A 21,331-nucleotide genomic window follows, 5' to 3' on the forward strand; every position below is an offset into this window, starting at 1 on the left:
CCAGGCGCCGCACGAAGCATCCAGCTTCTCATCCCACCAGAAGCCCTGCCCATTCTACGATAAGACAAACCGTCATAATCTCTGTGGCGCGGTACTAGGCTCTCCGCCCAACTCTACAGGTTCGTCAGAATACTTGGAACGCAACGGCTATCCCGATCACCCAGATGACCTTAACGGGTCACATTCTGTCGTGCGGATGCTATCTGCTAAAACTAGAAAACCGTTCCCGGTGCTTCTAACGCGTGGCGAAGAACAGGTCGAGGTCCACGGCTTCAGCCATCTCACAGTGAACGACTCCCTCGGTGTGACGGCGGCAGGTCGCGCTGGCCTCGGGTTGATCGTAGGCCACGTCCATAGCGCTGCCGATTATGTGACCCGCGGCGCATTGCTGCCAGTCCTGCCACATTGGTCAAATCGCGCCGCGTCTCTTCACGGCGCCTATCCTGTTAACCGCCACCAAACCCAAAGGGTGCGGGCGTTTGTAGAATGGGTGCAGACACTCTTTGTACATCGGCTCAATGTCGACGCCCTTTGAATCTCTTCCAATACTCCCAGAGGACTCGTCCTAGTGGTTTGATCGAGACAAAAGAGTCCGATTTAGGATTCCAATTTTTGCGCGGATATGCGACGATCTGGCATGCGCACAGGTATCACGTTTGAGGTTTCCGCTGACGACCGGGTTCGTCTCAACGCAATCGTTTCGGCGGGCAGTTCGCCGCAAAAGCATGTGTGGCGGGCGAAGATCATCTTGATGACTCAACGCAATCGTTTCGGCGGGCAGTTCGCCGCAAAAGCATGTGTGGCGGGCGAAGATCATCTTGATGAGCGACGCGGGTCTCGGAACCGTCGCGATTATGGAGGCCACGGGCAAGTCGAAGACCTGCGTCTGGCGTTGGCAGGAGCGCTTTATGACGGAAGGCGTAGACGGCCTTTTGCGCGACAAGAGCCGGCCGCCCGGCACTGCGCCGCTTGAGCTTGACCTTGTCGACCGGGTTGTGGCCCTGACGCAGGAGCCGCCCACGCAGGAAGCCACGCACTGGACGGTTCGTGCGATGGCAAAGGCCGTGGGGATTGCAGCATCCTCAGTCGTCAAGATCTGGCACGAGCATGGTCTCGCACCGCATCGGTGGCGCAGCTTCAAACTATCGAACGACAAGGCWTTCGCCGAGAAGCTTCAYGATGTGGTCGGTCTCTACGTCTCGCCGCCGGCCCATGCGATTGTCCTTTCCGTCGATGAGAAAAGTCAGATCCAGGCGCTGGATAGGACGCAGCCGGGNGATGTGGTCGGTCTCTACGTCTCGCCGCCGGCCCATGCGATTGTCCTTTCCGTCGATGAGAAAAGTCAGATCCAGGCGCTGGATAGGACGCAGCCGGGTCTTCCCATGAAGAAGGGTCGTGCCGGCACGATGACCCATGATTACAAGCGCCACGGCACCACGACACTTTTCGCTGCCCTGAATGTTCTCGACGGCTCYGTCATCGGCCGCAACATGCAGCGCCACCGGCATCAGGAGTTCATCCGCTTCCTCAACACGATTGAGGCTCAGTTGCCGAAGGACAAGGCGGTTCACGTCATCCTGGACAACTACGCCACACACAAACAGCCCAAAGTCCGGGCCTGGTTGGCGCGGCACCCACGCTGGACCTTCCACTTCGTTCCGACATCCTGTTCCTGGTTGAACGCCGTCGAGGGGTTCTAGATCGGAAGAGNCTGGACAACTACGCCACACACAAACAGCCCAAAGTCCGGGCCTGGTTGGCGCGGCACCCACGCTGGACCTTCCACTTCGTTCCGACATCCTGTTCCTGGYTGAACGCCGTCGAGGGGTTCTTCGCTAAGCTCACCCGGCGACGACTGAAAAAYGGCGTCTTCCATTCCGTTGTTGATCTTCAGGCAGCCATCAACCGCTTTATCAAAGAGCACAACGAACAGCCCAAGCCRTTCATCTGGAARGCAGACCCTGACGACATCATCGCAGCCGTCAGACGAGGGCACCAAGTGTTGGAATCAATCGACTCTCATGTTCGCCTTTTCAAGTCGCAGGAATAGAAATTCTCCCGCCCGATGTTCTCGGACGTCGTGTTTCGTATGAGCGCGTCCTGGGGAAAGCAGGAGGCACGGTCAATGAACGACGGTTGATCATGCTCTGATGCGCGGGTTGGTTACCGCCGGACCTGATGCGTCGCGGAGCGTCCTCAGTCTAGTTGGCAGCGTCGGAATTAAACCGGCTGATAGTCGAAACGAGGGTTCTCCTGCCGTGACCGTGCCCCCAGCCTTGCCCAGGTGCACATGGCTTTCTGATCGGCTCTTCTCCTCCTCGCTGATCTACACTTTGGCGGTGTTCAACGGGCGCGCGACCTGGCAGGCAATCGCCCAGACGAAGCCCGATAGTTCGCGCGCGATCGCCGTGGTTACGGTCGTGGCCGGCTTTCCGGCCCTGGTGAGCTTGCGGTAGCGGCCGCAGAGCCGCTCCTGCGCTTTCCACGCCGTGTCGCGGATCGTTTTTGGGAGCTGCTCCTGGCGCAGCAATTGTTCGCGGCTCACCCTTGCGGGAAACCGGTAGCTCCAGGCCGCCTCGATCAACATGCGACGTGCAGTTCCGTTCCCCGCTTTTGTAATTCCGCCCTGGCGTCGAGTGCCGCCGCTCGAATGCTCCGATGGTACGAGCCCCAGATAGGCCATCAGCTGACGCGGATTGGCAAGGCGACTGATATCACCCAATTCGGCAATCATCGTTGCTGCGGTCACCAGAGCCATGCCGCGCAGTGATTGCAGTGCATGGACGACCGGGGCCAATGACCAATCGCTCAACATCATCTCGATTTGCTTCGTCAGCCGATCGCGCCGGTCCGTAGCAGCCTCGACCGTCGCGATATGATCCTCAAGCACAATGTGGTGGGCCGCTTGCGCGAAGCGAAGACCGGCCAGCCAGCGGCGGTGCATCTGCGTCCAGGCTGGACGGCCATAATGGCAGCCATGGCGCAGGAGGAATCCGCTGAGCTGCTGGCGCGCCTGTCGCAGGCTGCGCACGGCAGCCAGGCGTGCCCGCACCAGATCGCGCATCGCCTCATGGGCGGGATCGGGGATCCAGACNACTGAGCTGCTGGCGCGCCTGTCGCAGGCTGCGCACGGCAGCCAGGCGTGCCCGCACCAGATCGCGCATCGCCTCATGGGCGGGATCGGGGATCCAGACGGCGCTCAGTTCACCAGCGCGATGAAGCCTTGCCAAATTGTTGGCATCCCGGCGGTCCGTCTTGATGCGATCGCCTGGCTTTCGAGGGATCAAAGACGGGGCCACGACTACGCAGTGATGGCCAGCGGCAGACAGTTGCCGCTGAATGCCGTAGCCGCAAGGTCCGGCTTCGTAGCAAAACTTCAGCGTCCGGCCCGACTGCGAAAGCTTGGCCAGCATGCGGGCCAAGGCCGTTGGTGTGTTGACGATCTGGCCAAACGCGCGCACGTCACCGCGCTTACCGCCTTCAGCAAGCGCGACCGAAATCGTTTCCTTGTGAACATCCAATCCGACATATGTGGTAGTCTCTTCCATGGCCCGTCTCCTATGCATGAGGCTCTGTGCGAGGATAACTCACGCAACCCTCGATACCTGCATATTGTGAGACGGGTCACCCAGTCCCCAGGCGAACATTTAGTCTAGCGGTGCAAGGGAGCGTGCAGCATCGCATCGCTATTAAGGGCATTGCTTATAAACGTGTAAGTTGACCGCTTTGCATACTAGACCCACGGATGTGTTTGTTGCATGACTTCGGTGGGCATCGCCGTGAGGGGGAAAATGAGCGACACCGTTTTGAACCAGGCAACGGGCGCGCAGGAGCAGTCCATTTTTGATAGCAGCCTTTCGGTAGAGGCAAAGATCGAACGGGCCAGAACTGAGTTGCTCGATCTTTCGGCGCGTAATCGGTTGCTGAACGTGCCCCGTTTCTCGAAGAGTGCAAAGACGATCGATATCGTCGATGAGAAAGCCGCAGAAGTATTCCGGATCCTCGTCGGCGAAAGCAAGGCGATGACCTTCCTGGCCGGCGCGAAAGGCCGATCAGCCGCGGATGGCGATCTGGAAGAGGAATTGATCGAACTAGCGCTTCCTGATGACGACGACAGGGACGAAAGTGGGCGCCTCGTGCGTCACGCGGACACGAAACTCCAGACTCGGATGACGCCGAGCGCCCTTCAAAAGCGGCTCCTCGACCTTTATTTTGACGCGCGAACGCTTGAGGAAGAACAGGGTGTCAATATTCTCTTCCTCGGTCTGGGGACCCTGAAATGGATAGACCCCAATAACGCCGAGAACATCCGCTACGCACCCCTGATCCTGGTGCCGGTAGCGCTCGAACGTGGTAGTGCCGCCGAGCGGTTCAAGCTAAGGGCCCGCCAGGACGATTTCGCGTCCAACCTTTCTCTCGAGGCGTTTCTGGATCGGGCGCACAAGATCACGATGCCGAACTTTGACGCCAACGAGGACTTCTCCTTGGAGGATTATGTCTCGAAGGTGTCGCAAGCAGTGTCGGTCAAACCGACATGGTCAGTGCAGCCCGATGACATCGTCCTCGGTTTCTTCTCATTCGCGAAATTCTTGATGTACCGCGATCTCGACCCGACCTTGTGGCCCGCCGGCGGCAGGTTCACGGACCGGCCGCTCATCACGTCGCTCGTTTCGAACGGGTTCTCGCGTACCGAGGAGTTGTTGGGAGAGGATGTCAAGATTGACGACCACATCTCCCCGAAGGACACGACGCATATCGTTGACGCCGATAGCTCGCAGACGATAGCAATTCACGAAGCGCGGCGCGGCAGGGACCTGGTTATCCAGGGGCCGCCCGGAACCGGAAAATCTCAAACAATCGCAAACATAATCGCGGCCGCGGTCGCCGACCAAAAGACAGTCTTGTTCGTGGCCGAAAAGATGGCGGCACTCGAGGTTGTTAAGCGTCGGCTCGATCAGGCTGGGGTCGGTGATGCCTGTTTGGAACTGCACAGCAACAAGTCGAACAAGCGCGCGCTCCTTTCCCAGTTGCAACACACATGGGAACTTGGGGCCCCGAGGGGCGAAAACGGGAGCGCCTTGGATCAAAGACTCACAGAAGCCAGAGACGCGCTGAACGCACATCCAGAGCGGTTGCACCATGTCTACGAGCCGTATGGGCTGTCCCCATATCAGGTAATAGGTCATCTGGCGCGGCTGCGCCAGCAAGGAATGCCGCCTTCGGACATCGAACTCTCCGGCGCGACAGCGTGGACTCCTGGGTTGAAAGAGCGGGCGGTTACCCTTCTGACCGAGCTCGCGGACAGGATTAGAGATATTGGCCAGCCAACCGAGCACCCCTGGCATGGTGTCGGCTTAACGGGAATCACCCCACTCGACCTGGAAAGGTTGATGAAACGCCTCACGGATACGAGAGGTGAGCTTTCTAACCTTACGGGAGCTATGCGCGATATCGCCGGCGAAATGAACCGCCCTCCGGCGGGGACGATGCTTGGTTTCGCATCCGAGACACAGATAGCAAAGCGGCTCGCTACATGCCCAGAAGATGCAAGCAGCCAACTGTTGGCGAGCCCCGCGTGGGACGACCGCCGACCGGAGATAGCAAAGGCGCTTGAGGACGGAACGACGTTCGAGCGCCTATCTCAGCAATTCGGGACCCTCATGAACGAAGAAGCCTGGAGCGCTTCGCCAGGGCCGTTGCTTTCGCAATTCGAACGTCTGCCGAAGGAGTTTCCGAATTCTGGCTTCGAAACAATCACGCAGGCAACGGGGCTTATTCCGCGCTTCCTGAATGCGGCCAGTGTTTTGAGGACCGCACTCGGAGTCAACGCTTCCCCGACATTGGGTTCGATCGAACGGCTCATCGCCATCGGCCAGCGTGTCGCCGAGGCCCCTGACGCCAGCCCCGATGCATTTGTTGCGGCGATTTGGGAACGCGGCCTGGACCAAGCGAGCGATCTCGCTGATGCCGTCGCCACGTTCAGGCAGGTCAACGCGGAATTGAATGGAAAAATCTCCGATCAGGCTTGGGAAATGGATCTGACCGCCGCGCGGACAGCGGTTGCGATGCACGGAAATCGCCCCCTGAAGTTCCTCAGGGGCGACTGGCGTAAGGCAAAGGCGCTCCTTAGGACCGTTATGCCTGAAACGTCTCCAGATGAAACCGTCCGGACGCTTGATCTACTACACAAGGGCAAGCAAGCACGCGCCGTCATCAAAGAGGGAGATTCCCTTGGACGCTCGGCATTTGGAGCCGATTGGCGCGGAGAGCGTACCGAACCCAAGCCGCTAGAGGACCTCGTCCTATGGATGCGGAGTTTGCGCGGCGTCGGTGCCGAGGCGCGCCTGATCGCCAGCAGATTGACCGACAGGCAGGCCGTCGCAGTTCGTTGTGAGCAAGCGCAATCACTGTTGAATGAAACACGTCGTCATCTGGCTCAGTTGTGGACCGACCTCGGAGAAGCGACCACTGCCATTTTTCCAGACGCGGTCGATCCGCAGGAGGTGGGCCTGGTAAATGCGGGTGCCACGCTTCGTGAAATTGCCGAAGCTGACCGCGATTACACCAGCCTGACACGGACAATGCCGGACACTGCCGGCGGTCGTGTGCAAATGCTGCGGCTTCTGGCCTCTCTGCAGAAACTCAAGGCTACTGTCGAGGGAGCTGAAGAGCTTGGGCGTTCCGCATTCGGATCGGATTGGCATGGCCCGAGATCGAATTGGGCGTCCCTGACCGAGATCAGCACATGGATATCCGGTAACCGCGACATCCGCGTTCTCGCATCCGAGGTCGCCAACCGGGCGGACCTCGCGGCACGGGCCACCAAAACGGCCACCGCGAGCGAAGCGTTTGCCGCATCGATGTTAGAGACCCTCGCACATCTGAAAGCGGATCTATCCATTGTCTACGGCGCATTTACGATCGAGCAGACCGACCTTTCCCGGATGGATGCGAAGCTCGCGGAATGGATTGCCGCCGAAGAGCAGCTATCGAAATGGGCTGCCTACAACGGGCGCGCACAGGACGCGATCGGGGCAGGCATCGGTGAGCTCGTCCACCGTCTCCAAGACGGAAGGATTGTCCCCGACGCCGCGATCGTCTCGTTCGAGATGGCATTCTACGAAGCCATCCTCAAGGACCAACACAGGCGAGATACCGAACTTTCGCGCTTCGATGGCGAAGTCCACAATCGATTGGTCAGCGAATTCGCAACCCTCGATCGGAGCAGGATGGCCCTTTCTCGACTTGATGTCGTTCGGGCGCATCACAAGCGCATTCCGGCAATAAGCGGCATCGGGCCGGTCGGTATCCTGCGCGGGGAGATGGCGCGCCGACGCGGGCATATGCCGATCCGACAACTGATGCAGCGGGCAGCCCCCGCTGTACAGGCTTTGAAGCCCGTCTTCATGATGAGTCCTTTGTCGATCGCCCAGTTCTTGCCGCCGGGCGTGCTGGAGTTCGACCTCCTCGTGATGGACGAGGCCAGTCAGATTCAGCCGGTCGACGCTCTCGGAGCCGTCGCAAGGGCGAAGCAAGTCGTCATCGTCGGCGACGAGCGGCAGTTGCCGCCGACGCGCTTCTTCTCGAAGATGACGTCCGGAAGTTCTGAAGAGGAAGACGACCAGGACGGTGCACAGGTTTCCGATATCGAGAGCATCCTCGGCCTTTTCTCTGCTCGAGGACTGCCGGAGAGAATGCTTCGTTGGCACTACCGTAGCCGACATCAGTCGTTGATCGCGGTATCGAACTCGCAGTTCTACGACAGCAAGCTCTTTATCGTGCCAAGCCCGTACACCAAGGAAGCGGGCATGGGGCTCCGTTTTCATCACGTGCCGAACGGCACTTTCGAAGACGGCGCGAACAAGGTTGAAGCCAAGGTGGTCGCGGAAGCCATCATCCGACACGCGCTTCAATCGCCGAACCTTTCTCTCGGTGTGGCCGCATTCTCGATCAAGCAGCGGCGAGAGATCCAAGACCAATTGGAACTGCTCAGGCGGCATCATCCAGAAACCGAGCAGTTCTTCCACTCTCACCCGAACGAGCCTTTCTTCGTGAAGAACCTCGAAAACGTTCAAGGCGACGAGCGAGACGTGATCCTCATTTCGGTTGCGTATGCCCGGAATGCGCAGGGATACATGGGTATGCGCTTCGGACCACTCGGAGCGGAAGGGGGCGAGAGGCGGCTCAACGTCCTCATTTCTCGCGCGAAGAGGCGCTGCGAGGTCTACGCTTCCATTACGGACGAGGACATCGATCTCGAACGCGGGAAGGGTAAAGGGGTCTTCGCCTTCAAGCTGTTCCTGCATTATGCCCGTACAGGGCGGCTATCGATAACGCAGCGTACCGACCGCGCGATGGACAGCGTGTTCGAAGAGCAGGTGATGGTGGCGCTGCAGGAGAAGGGTTACCAGGTTCACCCGCAGGTCGGCATTGCCGGGTTCTTTATCGATCTTGCCGTCGCAGACGACCAGGTTCCGGGAAAATACCTTCTCGGCATCGAGTGCGATGGCGCGTCCTATCACGAATCCCGATCGGCTCGAGATCGCGATCGGCTTAGGCAAGCGGTCCTTGAAGATCATGGGTGGTCCATCCATCGGATTTGGAGCACGGACTGGTTCCAGCGCCCCAAGGCCGAGCTTGATCGTCTGATAGCGGCGATCGCGCGGGCAAAGGCGGATGCGCTTGCTGGTGGGGTAGCATCGTCGGGAACTCCTGCCGTTCCGGTGGAGATCGTGTCCATCGAGCGTCATGACGTGACTGAGATTGGCTTGCAGCAAGTCGAAACTCCTCAGCCTGACACTGCCTACCAGGAAGCGGAACTGCGCCCTGAAATCTCGGGCGAATTGCACGAACTACCCACCGGGCGAATGGTGGAGTTAATCAAGGAAACCGTCGCGGTCGAAGGACCCATCCATCGCGATGAAGTGGTCACCCGAATCCGAAGTGCGTGGGGCCTGCAGCGAGCTGGCAATCGTATAGACAGTCATGTCGGCAACGCTATCCGTGTCGCGGTCAACGGCGGTGAGATCCATAGATCTGGAGAGTTTCTGCTGTGGCCGGGAAGCGAAATCGCTCTCAGAGACAGAAGCAATGTTACATCGCTTGGGCTGCGCCGCGTCGAAATGCTGCCTCCTATGGAAATCGACGAGGGCCTTAAAGCGATCGTGTCGTCGAGCCTCGGGGCAACCCCGGATGAAGCGATCAATGCTGTGTCCCGAGCTATGGGGTTCAAGGCCACGAGCAGCCAGTTGCGGGAGCTTATCTTGACGCGGGTCCAGAAACTAAAAGACGACGGTGTCCTTGCCGAGCGAGATGGGATGCTGACGTCCAGTGTTGGATAGCGAGGCTACTCAGCGCGACAGCTTCAATTTCCTGTTGAAGAGATCGAACTTTGGTTGTCCCGAGCAGTATTTGATCGCACGTTGAAGGTGTAACGGGCTTACGCGAGAAGACGTGACGACGATGCCTAAGACGAAGTTCCACATTGACCTGACAGAAGAAGAGACGGCCCTTCTGGGGGAGATCGATCTCAGGGCGAAGCATCCGGATCACAACTCGGGGCGGGAGGCCTACCTCAGCAATCAAAAACCAATACTGGCGTTATTGGGACTTTTGAGCGAGCGCAGAGCGATCCCAGAGGTGAGGCTGAAATGGTGGAACGATCCCCGATACAACTCCGGCCGGATAAAAAGCTCTCGTAAGGGCCTCTTCGAGCGCAATGGGTGTAGCGGCGCGGACATCTACGTCCACCCGCATTTCATCCCGCACCTGCGATACTTTCTATTCGGCGCGGACCTTCCGGAAACGATTGTAGATGCCTTCGAGCAGAGAGTGGGCAATCCGGAGTGGATTAGTTCCAGCGACGTCGTCCCTCTCGGAAAACACGCGCGGGACCTCTGCCGCAAAGCGGGTCTCGACAAGGCCACAGCCGCCGAGGAGTTCTTCAAGTTGTCCCTTGATCTCGGACTGGGGCTCACATTCGCAGAAGGTGTCGTCAGCGGCGTAAAGCAGCTTCGCTGACGAGAAGACGCCAGGGGTTGCCGTTAGGGCTTCTTCGGGGAGAGGCCGGAAACCACAGCGAGTACGGTAAGGCAGAGGTGAGAGAGGTTTTATGACTGGAGACGGCGGCGGCGAAGGCAATAAAGCCCAACTCACGATAAATATCGGCAAGGAAATCGATGCTGCGCTTGGGGATGCGCTTCGCGGTCTTTTCGTGAAGCCGGCGTCGGCGCTCGGGGATCTTGCGTCGGATGCGCTTGGCATTCTCGGCGATCGGATCAAGATGCGCCGCGAACTCAATTTGCGGCTCGGCATGGACGAAGTTCGTAGGAAACTCGAGGCGAACAACGTCGACATCGACCATATCGCGTCGCCCAAGGAGGAGGAACTTCATCTCCTCGTCACGGGAATGTCGCTTGCCGGAGATGCGGACTTACGTGATTTGTGGGCAGGTCTCTTTGCCAAGGTACTCGAGCCCAGTTCCGACATCACCGCAGAGCGCCCGTTCTTGAGCGTCCTCGGAAGCCTGTCGCCATTGGATGCAAAAGTCATCGACTTTCTCGCGTTCGGAATGCGAACCGACAATGAACTTCGCGCCGCAAGCAAGAGTTTCATGCCAAAGGACCCGACGAAAGTCACTCCCGAGAAAAGAGCGGAAATAGACGAGATTAGAAAATCGAACGCCGAACTCCGTGACAATGCGGTTAGGGTGATTAAGAGCAGGGCCCTCGATAGCGGCCTCACCGCGGACCTTGGCCCCGGTTGGTCCGAAAACCTGTTGAGACAGGGAGTTATAGAGCTCACCCCTCTGCGACAAACTCATGTTGGGAATCTTCGAATAGACAAACTGGACGAGCGTGGGATCATCCGCGCTTTCGATCATTTGAACCGGCAGCTTGGAAATCTGGAGCAGACTTCCAAGAGGCGCGTTTCCAAACCCGGAACGTTGTTTTCCAAACCAAACTTCGGCGATCAGATTGATCTGGAGGTGCAGCTGACCGGATTTGGCAAGCGGTTTGTGGAGGCGTGTGGCTTGCTGTGAAGATAGGCTGCGCCGTTCGCGGTGACGCGCACGCGGCAAGTGGGCACGCCCTGGTCAGCTTGATTGCCTTCAGGTAATGGTCCGCTGATCTCGGGCGACCCCCTTTGACTTAGCCCGCCGAAGGACGGGCGAGGCGCCATCGTTCTGCGCGACATCCTAGCGTTCCTCGTGATATGAGCGCAAAGCCACTTCTCGAAGCCCAGTTTCGACCTAAAACTTTGAGAGCCGGCTTCGCTCCACGCTCGCCAGGCGAATGACCGTTCAGGGAGCTGCGGGCTCCAGCGCTACAGTACGGTGGACTTTTTTGTGCGAAGTGTCAGGTCGATCGTCAGGATTTCGACCGCCAAAACATTCGGAAACTGGCTGGAAATTCCTGCCCAGTAGTTTGCAAGGGCGTCTCGCAATCCTTCGAGGGGTACCGATTTTCCGTTGATTTCCCAATGGCGGATATCTTTGTGACCTTGCCAAACCAACAGAATGATGCCGCACGCTTCGTTGTCTTGGCGAAGGTAATCTCCCGCGAGCTGATTGCGTAGGCGCTCACAAAGCTTAGGGCCTGACCATTGTTTGTCGAGCAGTTTCAGCTCGATGGGGACGGGTGATGCGATGTTGGTGCTCTGCAGCCAAATGTCCGGCCGCTGATTGTTGGCCAGAGGGTTTTCCTGAGCACAGGTATAGCGGCCGCGGCAGTGCTTGTTCAGCCAATTGGCTACAATCTTGCGCATCTCGATTTCGTCATCAGCCTTCTGGAACGTCTCGGCGAGGCTGTCATCGCCTCGTTCGAGCCAATCCTTGAAGTCATTTAGGTGTGATACCCCAATCTCGTAGAGCTGCTTGTGGGTAGCCGGGGCGATATTCAGGTCGCTTCCGAACTCGCGCACCTGTTGCGCCGACCACGGTTCGAGATCTGCGTCCTCTACCGCCCGATCCCTCATGTACTTGGTCATCCATGCCCGACGGACCTCATCTGGATGTTCCCGGGCAAGCTCAGCCAAGGCAAGATAGGTTTCCTTGCCGGGAAGTTTCGACAATCGTTCGAACAGGTGGTTTCGGGCATCCTGCGCGTCATCTCGTAAGTCGGGCGAATACACTCCCGTCCCGACACGCTCGATGTCATCCTCGGTGCGGATGTGCTTGTGCATCAAGACGTAGAGGGCTTTCAAACGCGATGCCGTATAAATCTGATTGGACGATATCCCCGACCAGCGTCGGCCGCCCACCAACCCAGTCACGAAACGCTGTGCGGACTCGCTGGCAAAGTCGGCGTCCATCTCACTCAGCCATTGCCCGACCTCAGGGATGGCCGTCTCTGGGTCTGTGGCAACCCAGAGAGAAAACCAGTGTGCCTGCATTGCATTTGTGCCGCCGTTGGCGACCTTCGAACGTGCAAGCGCCGCCAGCTTTGCCGGATCGAGAGCACCTCCTTCGAGGATGCGAAAACAATAGCGAAGAACCTCGCCGTTATTCACCTCGTTGGCGCTCAACCACTCCATGAGCGGCTCGACAAGGTGGACATGAAGCCAAGGTGCGTACGACGCGATGTCTTCCAGAATATAGTGGCGCGAACCGCTGACCGCGGCGTTGTCCAACTGCCATGAAAGCTCTCGCCAGATTGCGTCCTCTGCCAATTGCGGGAACGCTCGATGCATGGTCTCCAACCAATTCGGGAAACCGTTTATCTCCCAGGTGATATAGCGAAGCGCATGGCGGACTTCGTCCGTGGTCATGTACGTCGGGAAATCTGCGCGCTCGCGCGCCTCTATCTCCAGGCCGCCCATGCCAAAGAGGAGGGCAGACGGTATCGAGCGGTCCGCGCCTTCCGATCTAAGTCCGGGAGAAAACACCCGCCAATGTGCGACCGCGGCGTCGCGGCAGGCACGAGCTACCTCTTCTCCGAAGTCCGCTGAAAGGGCATTCCAATCATACCCATAGCCCTGGGCCGCACGGATCCCATCCCCTCTCAACTCCTCGAATAGCAGCCACTGATCCGTGCTGATCTTGCCCGGGGGCACACCGTCCGGGCTGCGGATGCTGTCCGGATCAGCCCGCAGGCGGGCTATCGTTTCGGACCGTTTTCGTTGCGCCTCAAGCATTTCATTTGAACGCTTCGAAGCGTATTCGCGGCTTCGGCGTTCCCACGCGCTTTTCTTGTCGGATGCTTCAGTCCCAATAAGTTGATCAAGGCTCGCAGCCAGGTCAGGCTCGTCCTCGACAGCGGCGCATAAGTCACTCGCCATCTGCCGATCTCTGCCCGCTTCCGTGCAGATATGGAACGCGAGAGAGACGGCGACCATTCGGTCCTCATCAAGCTGCCGCGTTTTCACCCAGTCCAGCACCCGCGGGAAGCTGTCCGCTTTAAACCGCCACCACGGGTCGACCGCAAGCAACGGCCAGACGTCGTTCAATCTCTCGCCGCTGCTAGCGTCGAGCGCGGTCCGCGCCAATTCGACATCGCGCCAAAAGACTGCATCGTTTAGCTTGGACCAGGCTGGGATGATTTCGCGAAGCTTTTCACCGTATCCTTCCAAGTGGGACGAGCTCCAGTAGCGGATCTGAGCCGCCTTGATGGCTGCGTCTATCGCTGGGATGGCGAAGCTTTCGGAACTGCGCTTGCGAACCAGTCGCTCAACAGCATAAACCGCAGGTCCCATGAGCCACGAAGACTCGAGTGAAACGGCGCAATCTCGGTCTTCGATATGTGGTTTGTGGCTCGCGGAGTCATGAAGGTGCTTGACGAGGCTACCCAGCAGTGTGGCCTGCGCCAGATCATGTTCGATGTCCGCCTGGTCGATAAACCGGAGTAGGGCCTGCGTTAGCCCCGAGGCTTCCATGCGATTGTGCGGCGGGAGCTTTTCGAAAGAGGACAGCAAAAGCCTGACTGTTTGCTCGTTAAAGCTCGCTCCGTTGACGAGTTCGACTAACAGTTGACGTGGCAATATCGCTGGATCCTTATTGATGTCTTCCCAGAGTGCCCGCCGCTGCGTCTCGGTGCCGACCGTAACAACTGCCCGTGCAGACGCAATTCGCGCAAATATGCCCCGCTCGGGATCGCGCGCGATATCCTCCAACTTGCCGAGACAGCCGGCCAGGTTCCCTTGCCAAACTAGCCTGCCGAGGAAGGAAATGGCGCTGTCGTCCGATGCATGCTTTTCGATGAGACTTTGGACGTCGCCACTCAGATCGTGATGGGCGATCCTGGCAATGGCGTCGTTACTGCGTGCGGAGCGGTCGTCGGACCTTTCCACGATCCGGGTTACGATGTCGTGCAGGATGTTCCGTCGCTCATGAAATGGCAGCCTCGACGGATCACCTCCTTCCACGGCGATTTCAGGCTGCATGGACAGCACGCGTCTTCGGATCGGCTCATCGAACAAAATCAACCATGGCAGAACCGGTCGCAGGCGAGGGGCGATCACGTCTTCGTTGTATTGCTGCCTGAATATTAAGTTCTCGACCGCGCGGCGGGAGTTGCCTTTCTCAAGCAAGGAATGCAGCCATTCGGCGGTCAGAAGTTCCTGGATTTCACGGTGACGGAACCGTACCGCGCCATAGAGGACATCGTTGAACAGGCCCCGCTCCAGCAGAGTCCAAACATCTGTCGGATGCCAGTCAGCAAGCAGGGCCTCCGCGTCGATACCCACCAAGCTGCTGGTGCAATCGGGCACGTTGATGCCAGGTTCGCCCGTCAGCGTCACGGCGGCAGCGAGAAGGCGCGCACCTTCGCGCGCCTTCTCGCTGTTCAAAGGATTGCTACGCTTCCGCGACGGATCGATTTCATCCAACCGCCGACCGATGTATCGTTGTAAAACCTCCAGACGGCTCCCGAGTTTGCCGTCTTTTCTCCAGTACTCCAGCAATGCCTCGAGATCGAATGGCCGAGTAGCCATCGCCGACAAGCCGGCGCGCTCTACCTCGCGAACAAGTTGGTCCACATTAGTGGCGCCGCGATGTTCTGAAAACAATCGGATGTCCTCGGGAGCCAAAGGCTGAAGCGAGTAAACCTGTACGGCGCTGCGAGGCTGCTGGGCCTCTTCATCGTCATCGTGGAGATCAATCGCGTCGTTTGCAGCACCTTCCTCGCCGGGGCGAGCAAACGGCAGAAGTTGGTCGATTAGTTTGCGATCCGCCACAAACTGCCAGGCGTAGGGACGGCTCGATATGTAAATGTGCGCTCGCTGGCCGGCCGACCTGATGCGATGCGCGAAACGTCTAAGCGCCGTTTCGAAAGCTCTGGGATTCGTGAGGCGTGCCTCGTCCACGGAATCCAAAAACAACCAAGCCTCGTCCGTTCCCTCGATCCACTGTCGGAATTGGTCTGACGTACCAACCTCAAACGCATCCTCGAAGCGATCACCAATGTCTTCAATCCGAATGAAGAACGATGCCTTGCCGATCTTTTCGAGATGTTTTGCGCGTGCGGACATCTCGTACGTCTTCCCGCTTCCCGCTGCTGCCAGCAAGACAGATCGATACTCCAACTCCAAGTCGGACCAGCTAGTAGCCTCGTCCGCTGCCCACAACGCTGCGAACCTCAGCTGCTCAGCGGTTTCGGCATCGGCGGCCACAGGCAGGAATTTTCGTTTCAGAGGGACATTGCGCGTACTCATACGATCTCCGATAGGCGTCACCGAAGCACGCGCCCGCGGTCGATCTCCGAATGGTGGCTGTCCGTGCGCGCACCAGGTTCGCGAACCGATGCAATCCTAAACTAGGACTTGTGGGTGAAACGCCGCAAGTCCGGCTCGTGCGCCAACGCGAAATTCGAACACTTATATTGAAGCAGATCCGGTGTCCGTGTCATGCGACCATGATCGGGATGATGTCGTCAAAAACGGTGGCCGTTGGGCTCCGTCTCGATACGGCCCAGACATCGAAGGCTGGATTATATACACCGGGGAGGGGAAAGTGACTGTCTATCTGCTCGAAATCCCTGACGTTGAGTGTGGCGACGGGCAGGTCGTAGACTATTGAGGTCGCGGCGATGAATAGGTCTTGGCCTGGCTTGCGCTTGTCTGCCTGAGGATTTGCAAACCAGAGATTGGTTAGCGGTCTGCAGCATGTGAGCTGCCCGAGTACCCGGGCTACCTCAGGTGTCGGCACCGGATACTCGAAATCGGTGTCTAGGACCCCATCCATCCAATCCCAAAGTTCCTGGGCCCTTATTGGATCCGACCGATACTTCTCGGCGATACCTGTTTCGATTTCTAGGATGGCCGCAAAGGGTATGGCCAACCTGGTTTGTGCCTTCAGCCACGCCGAGACAACCGGATGGGGCTTCTGTTTGCTTGCATTGCTGATGATATTTGTATCGAGCAGAAAAATGTCGTCGGCCATGCTTGCGGTCCCGCGTCAGCCAAATACATCTCTTCACGGTCGCTCGATATGATTAACGCCGCGTAAAGCACGAAGGCATTTCGTGTTGGCAATAGTGGCGCGACACGCAAGCCCGCTCGCTCTCGTCTCAATAGTCGGGGCAGTTAGCCGAAATCCGCAACGGGTCCACGTATGACGCGCCACATCCAATCCCGTTTACCGAAGTCTCCGGTGCCATCGGTGACCCCAAGCTGTCGCCGATAAAGGCGCCTCATAGCGGCCTGACGTCTAGCGAACTCTGGAAGATCACCTGTATCCGTACCTAGCCGATCTTCGCGATGAGCTTCGAACTCCAGCGGAAAAGCCTTGAGAACCAGTAGCGATGCGTTTCTGGCGAACTGTCGATCGATACCTCTCAGCAAACAAGGCCAGACAACCGGGTTCGGTACGACGATAGAGAGCCGGTCAAAGAGCACGATGTTGCCGTATTCGAGCGGGTGATCGTCTTCATCCCAGCAGCTTGAGAGGAATTCGGCCATCTCGTAATCCTGTTGGGAAACGGAATCGGCCGTGTCGATAAAGTGCTCGTGCCCCGGGAAGCAGCCATCGACGAGTGACCATTCGTGGAAGAGAGCGAATGCGACTGTTTGTTCTCGAACGGCGACACGCATCTCGACCATCCGGTACTTAAAGTGGTCGATCTCCTCAGTAATGTACTGCGATACCCTGGACGTCAGGGATGTGTCTCCAGTTTCGGTGGTCCAAGCCTTCCTCAGCGCGTAGAAATTTCGATCGGAAATGGCCTCTTGGAAGACCTTCTGCCTTCGATCTACGGCCCATTGCCTCGTGTACATAGTCTCTCCTCAGTGCCGCCTGCGTGTCGTTCCCGAGTCGGCGGATAACCCAAGTTAGTCTTGCAAGCGGTGTGTCGCACAACACCCGTTGACTTCGAGATCGTTGTTCTCTATATGTTCCGGCCATGATCACGCTCGTCCTATTCCAGATACGAATACGTTGAACGCTGCCGCGCAAGCGGAGAGGTGTCCATTCGGTTTGTATCGAGGTCAAAGATGGCATCCCACGATCATACTCAGCAGACCGCACGCGAGGGCGGTACTGCCGCGCAATTCTCCAGTAGTCGTCCTTCAGTAAAAGGACCAGCGTTCGCAACACATCGGTCGAAGGTCGCTCGCGACCTCGCATGTATTCTGGATTTAGATCCATACGTCCTCCAATGGAGCGGTAGTCCGCAGCCATTGGTGACGCCGCGGGGGGAGCACATCCCGGATTTCAGGATGCAGGACACCCAAGGCGTCTGGTGGCTGATGGATGCTCCCGACCGCAAGGTGCCCGATAGCCCGCAAGATCTGGCGGACGCGGCGGACGCGCAGGCCCACCGCTACCGGCAGGCCACCAATTCAGAAATCTACGATGGTTTTCGATTGCGGAACGCCAAAGACCTGCTGCGCTACGCGGGACGCAACGTTCCCTTGGGGGACAGGGTCCGAGTGTTGTCGGCACTCGATGAACACGGGTCGCTCTCATTCGCGGATTGTCTTGGGGCTATCCGTGAGACCCAGCCTGTCGCAGCGCTCGCTTCCTTGATCCTTCAGGGCTTCGTCGAAGTGAAGTTGGATGAGGAGATTATCGGGCCCGAGACGATGGTGAGACGAATACGGGCGTGAGCCTTCACCCCATCGTCATCATCATCATCGAGGCTCACCATGACTTTCAAATTGAAAGTGCGGGATGCGATCCCGCAGAACTTGGCAACTGTTGTCGCGTCCTTCGGCATCCGGACTGCCATCAGGCATTTGCTCCGCCGACCGAGTGCCAACTTTGTGGCTTCAATCGTCGTGCCGAATGCGAGCGACTTGAACGTTTATCAGTATGCGGCAAGGCAACTCCTGGACGTCAGCAACGCTCTGGACTTCGAGGGCGCTCGCACCGCCTTTGTCGACGTGGCGACGGACTTCTCGAGGTCCAGCACGGATTTGCTCACAACGTTTCACCACATCCGTCGTGCTATCCTATTCTGCACCGAGGAAGCTGAAGTCTCCGCTGATCTGTCGCTTTTGATCGACTGCCGGGCTGTCATGCAACTGCCCTCGCCAAATCACTTCATGGCGGCCGCTCGAAAACTCGACCTGCAAATGACCGAAGCGGAAGCCCAATTTCTGGCAACGAAGGGCTTGCACGAACTCAGACTGGCGATCCGCCCCGGACGATCGGTCGCGCGCGTCGTCCGTCAGTTGAAGGCGATGTCCACCGATCCTGGTGAACCGCCGGTTAAGCGTCGCGATAAAGGCGAGGCGCGGCTGGAGGAACTGGCCGGCTTTGGCGAAGCGAAAAACTGGGGCATGCAACTTGCCCAGGATATCAGGGAATGGAAACGCGGTATGATCGACTGGTCTGACGTTGACCGTGGCATCCTATTAAGCGGTCCGCCAGGAAGCGGAAAGACGACCTTTGCACGTGCTCTTGCAAATAGCTGTGACATCCCGCTGCTCCACGCTTCGGCTGCGTCTTGGCAGGCTCGCGGACACCTTGGAGACATGCTCAAAGCTATGCGGAAGTCGTTTTCCGAAGCATTTCAGCGTCGGCCCTCGATTCTCTTCCTTGATGAGTTCGACTCCTTCGGCGATCGGGAAAGCGGTGTTGACCACGCGCACCATGACTACAAGCGCCAAGTCATCAACGGGCTGCTGGAATGCCTCGATCCGATCGACGGACGCGAAGGTGTCGTGATCATCGGCGCAACGAACAAACCCGATGCGATCGATCCGGCACTGCTGAGACCGGGGCGTATCGACAAAGTTGTCTCCATCGCCTTGCCGGATGATGATAACCGGATGGCGATCCTGCGATATCATCTGCCGGACGCCGTCCTCGGCGATCTCCCCGACTTTCTAAGGGCGTCGAAAGGTTGGTCCGGCGCAGACATCGAGAAGCTTGCACGGGAAGCGCGGCGTATTGCCCGGGTGGCCGGGAGCAAAACCGTGACGGACGCAGAAGTGAATGCCGTTCTGCCTCCGAGAGTACGCTTCACCGAAGAAGAGCGGTTCAGACTAGCAATTCACGAGGCTGGGCATGCAATTGTCGGGCATGAGCTGCAGCCGCATACCCTCGTCAAGGTCTCAATCGACAGCGAAAGACCTGCTGCGAGCAACTGGCGGAGGATTGGTGCCACCGAGTTTCGGAGCCAAAATCCGGCGCTGGCAACGGCGAAATTCTACTCCGATCACATTACGATCTTCCTCGCCGGCATGGCCGCTGAGCGGATTGTGTTCGGCGATCATTCAGCTGCCGCCGGCGGCGATCCTCAGGCCGATCTTTGTGTCGCGACTGACTTCGCCACAATGATGGAAAGGAGCTTCGGTTTCGGCGACGACTTGCTCAGCGAAATGGGTTCGGGGCGACGCCGATTAGAAAATCTGCGCCGGGGCGACGCAATCTTGCGAGTGGCCGTTCAAAAACGACTGAGAGTAGGTCTCGATCATGCGATTGAAATTCTGATGTCGAAACGAAGCGCACTCGATAGTCTGGCATCACTGCTGTCGGTGAAACTGGAATTGACGGCCGAAGATGTGCAAAAGGCTTGCTCACCGGAACCGCCGCGCGAGGAGGGCACGCTATGAAGGCTTGGATCATTTCAGACTTGCATTTGGAGTTCGGCGAGGCCTTCTCCGTATCACCACCACGTGACGCCGACATTCTGATCTGCGCGGGCGATCTGCTTACCAAGGGAATCGTCCCAAGTATCGAATGGCTCGCGAAGATCGCCACTTCGATCCCGGTGGTTTTCGTCGCTGGGAACCACGAATACTATGGTGGCTCCGTTCAGGAAGGCATCCGGGACGGACGCTTACTTCGTGAAAGGCACCCCAATGTTCACTTCCTCGAAAACGAGGCGGTGACCATCGGAAACGTGACATTTCTTGGCGGAACCCTTTGGACCGACTTTCGAGTGTCTGGAAGGGATCCCGCCATTGCAATGGCGGCTGCCGAGGCGGGAATGAATGACTACCGCAAAATCAAACTCTCGAAGCAGCCTTATAGGAAGTTCAAGCCAATCCACGCCTATCGGATGCACCAAGAGACGCGCTCGTTTCTTACTTCAACGCTCAGTCGAACCGCGGAGCGGAAGACCATGGTCGTCACCCACCACGCTCCGTCTGGTAGATCTATCGCACAGGCGTTCAGCGGCGATCCGCTCTCCGCCTGCTATGCGTCGGATCTGGATGACCTCGTAATTGAGCAGGGGCCGGCGGTATGGGTGCACGGCCACGTCCACCATAGAGTTGATTACCAGATCGGCCAAACCAGAGTGATCTCGAACCCGAGGGGCTACCCGGGAGAAAGCTCCGGCTTTGATCCAGACCTCGTCGTTGAGATCTAGTCACAAGGAATAGCCAATGCGGCTCGACAAACCTTCCGAGGACCATACTTCAGTATCGACCGCCGAAAGGAACACTCATGCCTGAGGGAAAGAAGCCACGCAAGCAGCGGGCAAGGGGGGATGAACCATTTGGAGCCGGAATGGGGCCCGACTTTTACCCACTTGGTCGAAGGATCGTCATCGGATCAGGGAAAGATCAGGTAGAGCTGAAAAGGAAACGAGTAAAGCCGGACGACGAAAGCGCTTCAGGCGCGAAAGCGCAACCGGAGGAATAGACTTTCCGCCTTGGTTTCACGTTTTACGCGGCGCCAGTCCGGCGATAGGGAATCCCTAGTTCCCTGAATGATGTCGGAAAACTCAAACGCCGGCGGTCCAACGTTTGGGAGCGATTCAAAAAACGACCGAGGCTCCAGTGGCAGCTGTGAAAGTTAACGGCAGGTCAGGGTTTGCTCGCAAGGGCTCCGCCCTCGTGGCGGGCAAAAGCAGCCGGCCGGTCCTCGGACTGGTCTGGAGCTGTGGGGAGCGAGTTGGCCTGGCGAATTCGACGAGCAGGTTGCTTCAAAATGCTCTGCTGAACG

General features: G+C 58.2%; 11 protein-coding genes and 4 pseudogenes. 10 read left to right on the forward strand and 5 right to left on the reverse strand.

Annotated features, from left to right (window positions below; genetic code table 11):
* From ASD02_RS37435 to ASD02_RS25825, 4 genes and pseudogenes are all read left to right on the forward strand, one after another.
* On the forward strand, nt 1-535 hold a 535-nt coding region (locus ASD02_RS37435), incomplete at its 5' end, for a LysR substrate-binding domain-containing protein (protein ID WP_244494287.1).
* Nucleotides 536-637: 102 nt separating this feature from the next.
* Nucleotides 638-1,178: pseudogene (locus ASD02_RS39990) on the forward strand (helix-turn-helix domain-containing protein); the annotation flags it as partial.
* Between the two features lie 99 nt (nt 1,179-1,277).
* Nucleotides 1,278-1,697 (forward strand): annotated as a pseudogene (locus ASD02_RS39995) (IS630 family transposase); the annotation flags it as partial.
* 14 nt (nt 1,698-1,711) lie between these two features.
* Nucleotides 1,712-2,050, forward strand: a pseudogene (locus ASD02_RS25825) (transposase); the annotation flags it as partial.
* Between the two features lie 276 nt (nt 2,051-2,326).
* Here ASD02_RS25825 and ASD02_RS40000 read toward each other — a convergent pair.
* Both ASD02_RS40000 and ASD02_RS40005 read right to left on the reverse strand, forming a co-directional pair.
* Nucleotides 2,327-3,094: IS110 family transposase (locus ASD02_RS40000; protein ID WP_244494288.1), on the reverse strand; the 768-nt coding region annotated here is incomplete at its 5' end.
* Between the two features lies 1 nt (nt 3,095).
* A pseudogene (locus ASD02_RS40005) lies at nt 3,096-3,548 on the reverse strand (transposase); the annotation flags it as partial.
* A gap of 243 nt (nt 3,549-3,791) precedes the next feature.
* Here ASD02_RS40005 and ASD02_RS25840 point away from each other — a divergent pair.
* From ASD02_RS25840 to ASD02_RS25850, 3 genes are all read left to right on the forward strand, one after another.
* On the forward strand, nt 3,792-9,341 hold the full coding sequence (locus ASD02_RS25840) for a DUF3320 domain-containing protein (protein WP_057221384.1): 5,550 nt from the start codon (nt 3,792-3,794) through the stop codon (nt 9,339-9,341).
* A gap of 121 nt (nt 9,342-9,462) precedes the next feature.
* Complete coding sequence (locus ASD02_RS25845) at nt 9,463-10,020, forward strand: hypothetical protein (protein WP_057221357.1); 558 nt, start codon at nt 9,463-9,465, stop codon at nt 10,018-10,020.
* Between the two features lie 91 nt (nt 10,021-10,111).
* The gene (locus ASD02_RS25850; RefSeq protein WP_057221358.1) at nt 10,112-11,041 is read left to right on the forward strand and encodes an Abi-alpha family protein; all 930 of its coding nucleotides are present in this window, start codon (nt 10,112-10,114) and stop codon (nt 11,039-11,041) included.
* Nucleotides 11,042-11,325: 284 nt separating this feature from the next.
* Here the strand turns inward: ASD02_RS25850 and ASD02_RS25855 are convergent, their stop codons facing one another.
* The 3 genes from ASD02_RS25855 to ASD02_RS25865 form a co-directional block, all read right to left on the reverse strand.
* Nucleotides 11,326-15,648, reverse strand: a complete 4,323-nt coding sequence (locus tag ASD02_RS25855; protein WP_057221359.1) for a hypothetical protein — start codon at nt 15,646-15,648, stop codon at nt 11,326-11,328.
* 190 nt (nt 15,649-15,838) lie between these two features.
* Nucleotides 15,839-16,375 carry a type II toxin-antitoxin system VapC family toxin gene (locus ASD02_RS25860; RefSeq protein WP_057221360.1) on the reverse strand — a complete coding sequence of 179 codons (537 nt, stop codon included), beginning with the start codon at nt 16,373-16,375 and terminating at the stop codon, nt 15,839-15,841.
* Nucleotides 16,376-16,518: 143 nt separating this feature from the next.
* Complete coding sequence (locus ASD02_RS25865) at nt 16,519-17,208, reverse strand: hypothetical protein (protein WP_057221361.1); 690 nt, start codon at nt 17,206-17,208, stop codon at nt 16,519-16,521.
* Nucleotides 17,209-17,649: 441 nt separating this feature from the next.
* Between ASD02_RS25865 and ASD02_RS25870 the strand changes: the two genes are divergently transcribed.
* The 3 genes from ASD02_RS25870 to ASD02_RS25880 are packed head-to-tail and all read left to right on the forward strand — an operon-like array spanning nt 17,650 to nt 20,753.
* On the forward strand, nt 17,650-18,039 hold the full coding sequence (locus ASD02_RS25870; protein WP_057247475.1) for a hypothetical protein: 390 nt from the start codon (nt 17,650-17,652) through the stop codon (nt 18,037-18,039).
* A gap of 39 nt (nt 18,040-18,078) precedes the next feature.
* Entirely contained in the window at nt 18,079-19,992 is a 1,914-nt protein-coding gene (locus tag ASD02_RS25875; RefSeq protein ID WP_057221363.1) for an AAA family ATPase, read from the forward strand.
* Nucleotides 19,989-20,753 (forward strand): metallophosphoesterase, encoded by a 765-nt coding sequence (locus ASD02_RS25880; protein ID WP_057221364.1) that lies wholly within the window; start codon nt 19,989-19,991, stop codon nt 20,751-20,753. Before ASD02_RS25875 ends, ASD02_RS25880 begins: the two co-directional genes overlap by 4 nt.
* The last annotated feature ends 578 nt before the right edge of the window (nt 20,754-21,331 follow it).

Source organism: Ensifer sp. Root1252 (assembly GCF_001425885.1).
Taxonomy (GTDB): Bacteria; Pseudomonadota; Alphaproteobacteria; order Rhizobiales; family Rhizobiaceae; genus Ensifer; species Ensifer canadensis.

What these genes read in the sequence shown, in the direction of transcription:
- ASD02_RS25855 (WP_057221359.1), bottom strand. Translation starts at nt 15,648, where the DNA reads ATGAGTACGCGCAATGTCCCTCTGAAACGAAAATTCCTGCCTGTGGCC.
- ASD02_RS25870 (WP_057247475.1), top strand. Translation starts at nt 17,650, where the DNA reads ATGCAGGACACCCAAGGCGTCTGGTGGCTGATGGATGCTCCCGACCGC.
- ASD02_RS25875 (WP_057221363.1), top strand. Translation starts at nt 18,079, where the DNA reads ATGACTTTCAAATTGAAAGTGCGGGATGCGATCCCGCAGAACTTGGCA.
- ASD02_RS25850 (WP_057221358.1), top strand. Translation starts at nt 10,112, where the DNA reads ATGACTGGAGACGGCGGCGGCGAAGGCAATAAAGCCCAACTCACGATA.
- ASD02_RS25840 (WP_057221384.1), top strand. Translation starts at nt 3,792, where the DNA reads ATGAGCGACACCGTTTTGAACCAGGCAACGGGCGCGCAGGAGCAGTCC.
- ASD02_RS25845 (WP_057221357.1), top strand. Translation starts at nt 9,463, where the DNA reads ATGCCTAAGACGAAGTTCCACATTGACCTGACAGAAGAAGAGACGGCC.
- ASD02_RS25880 (WP_057221364.1), top strand. Translation starts at nt 19,989, where the DNA reads ATGAAGGCTTGGATCATTTCAGACTTGCATTTGGAGTTCGGCGAGGCC.
- ASD02_RS25860 (WP_057221360.1), bottom strand. Translation starts at nt 16,375, where the DNA reads ATGGCCGACGACATTTTTCTGCTCGATACAAATATCATCAGCAATGCA.
- ASD02_RS25865 (WP_057221361.1), bottom strand. Translation starts at nt 17,208, where the DNA reads ATGTACACGAGGCAATGGGCCGTAGATCGAAGGCAGAAGGTCTTCCAA.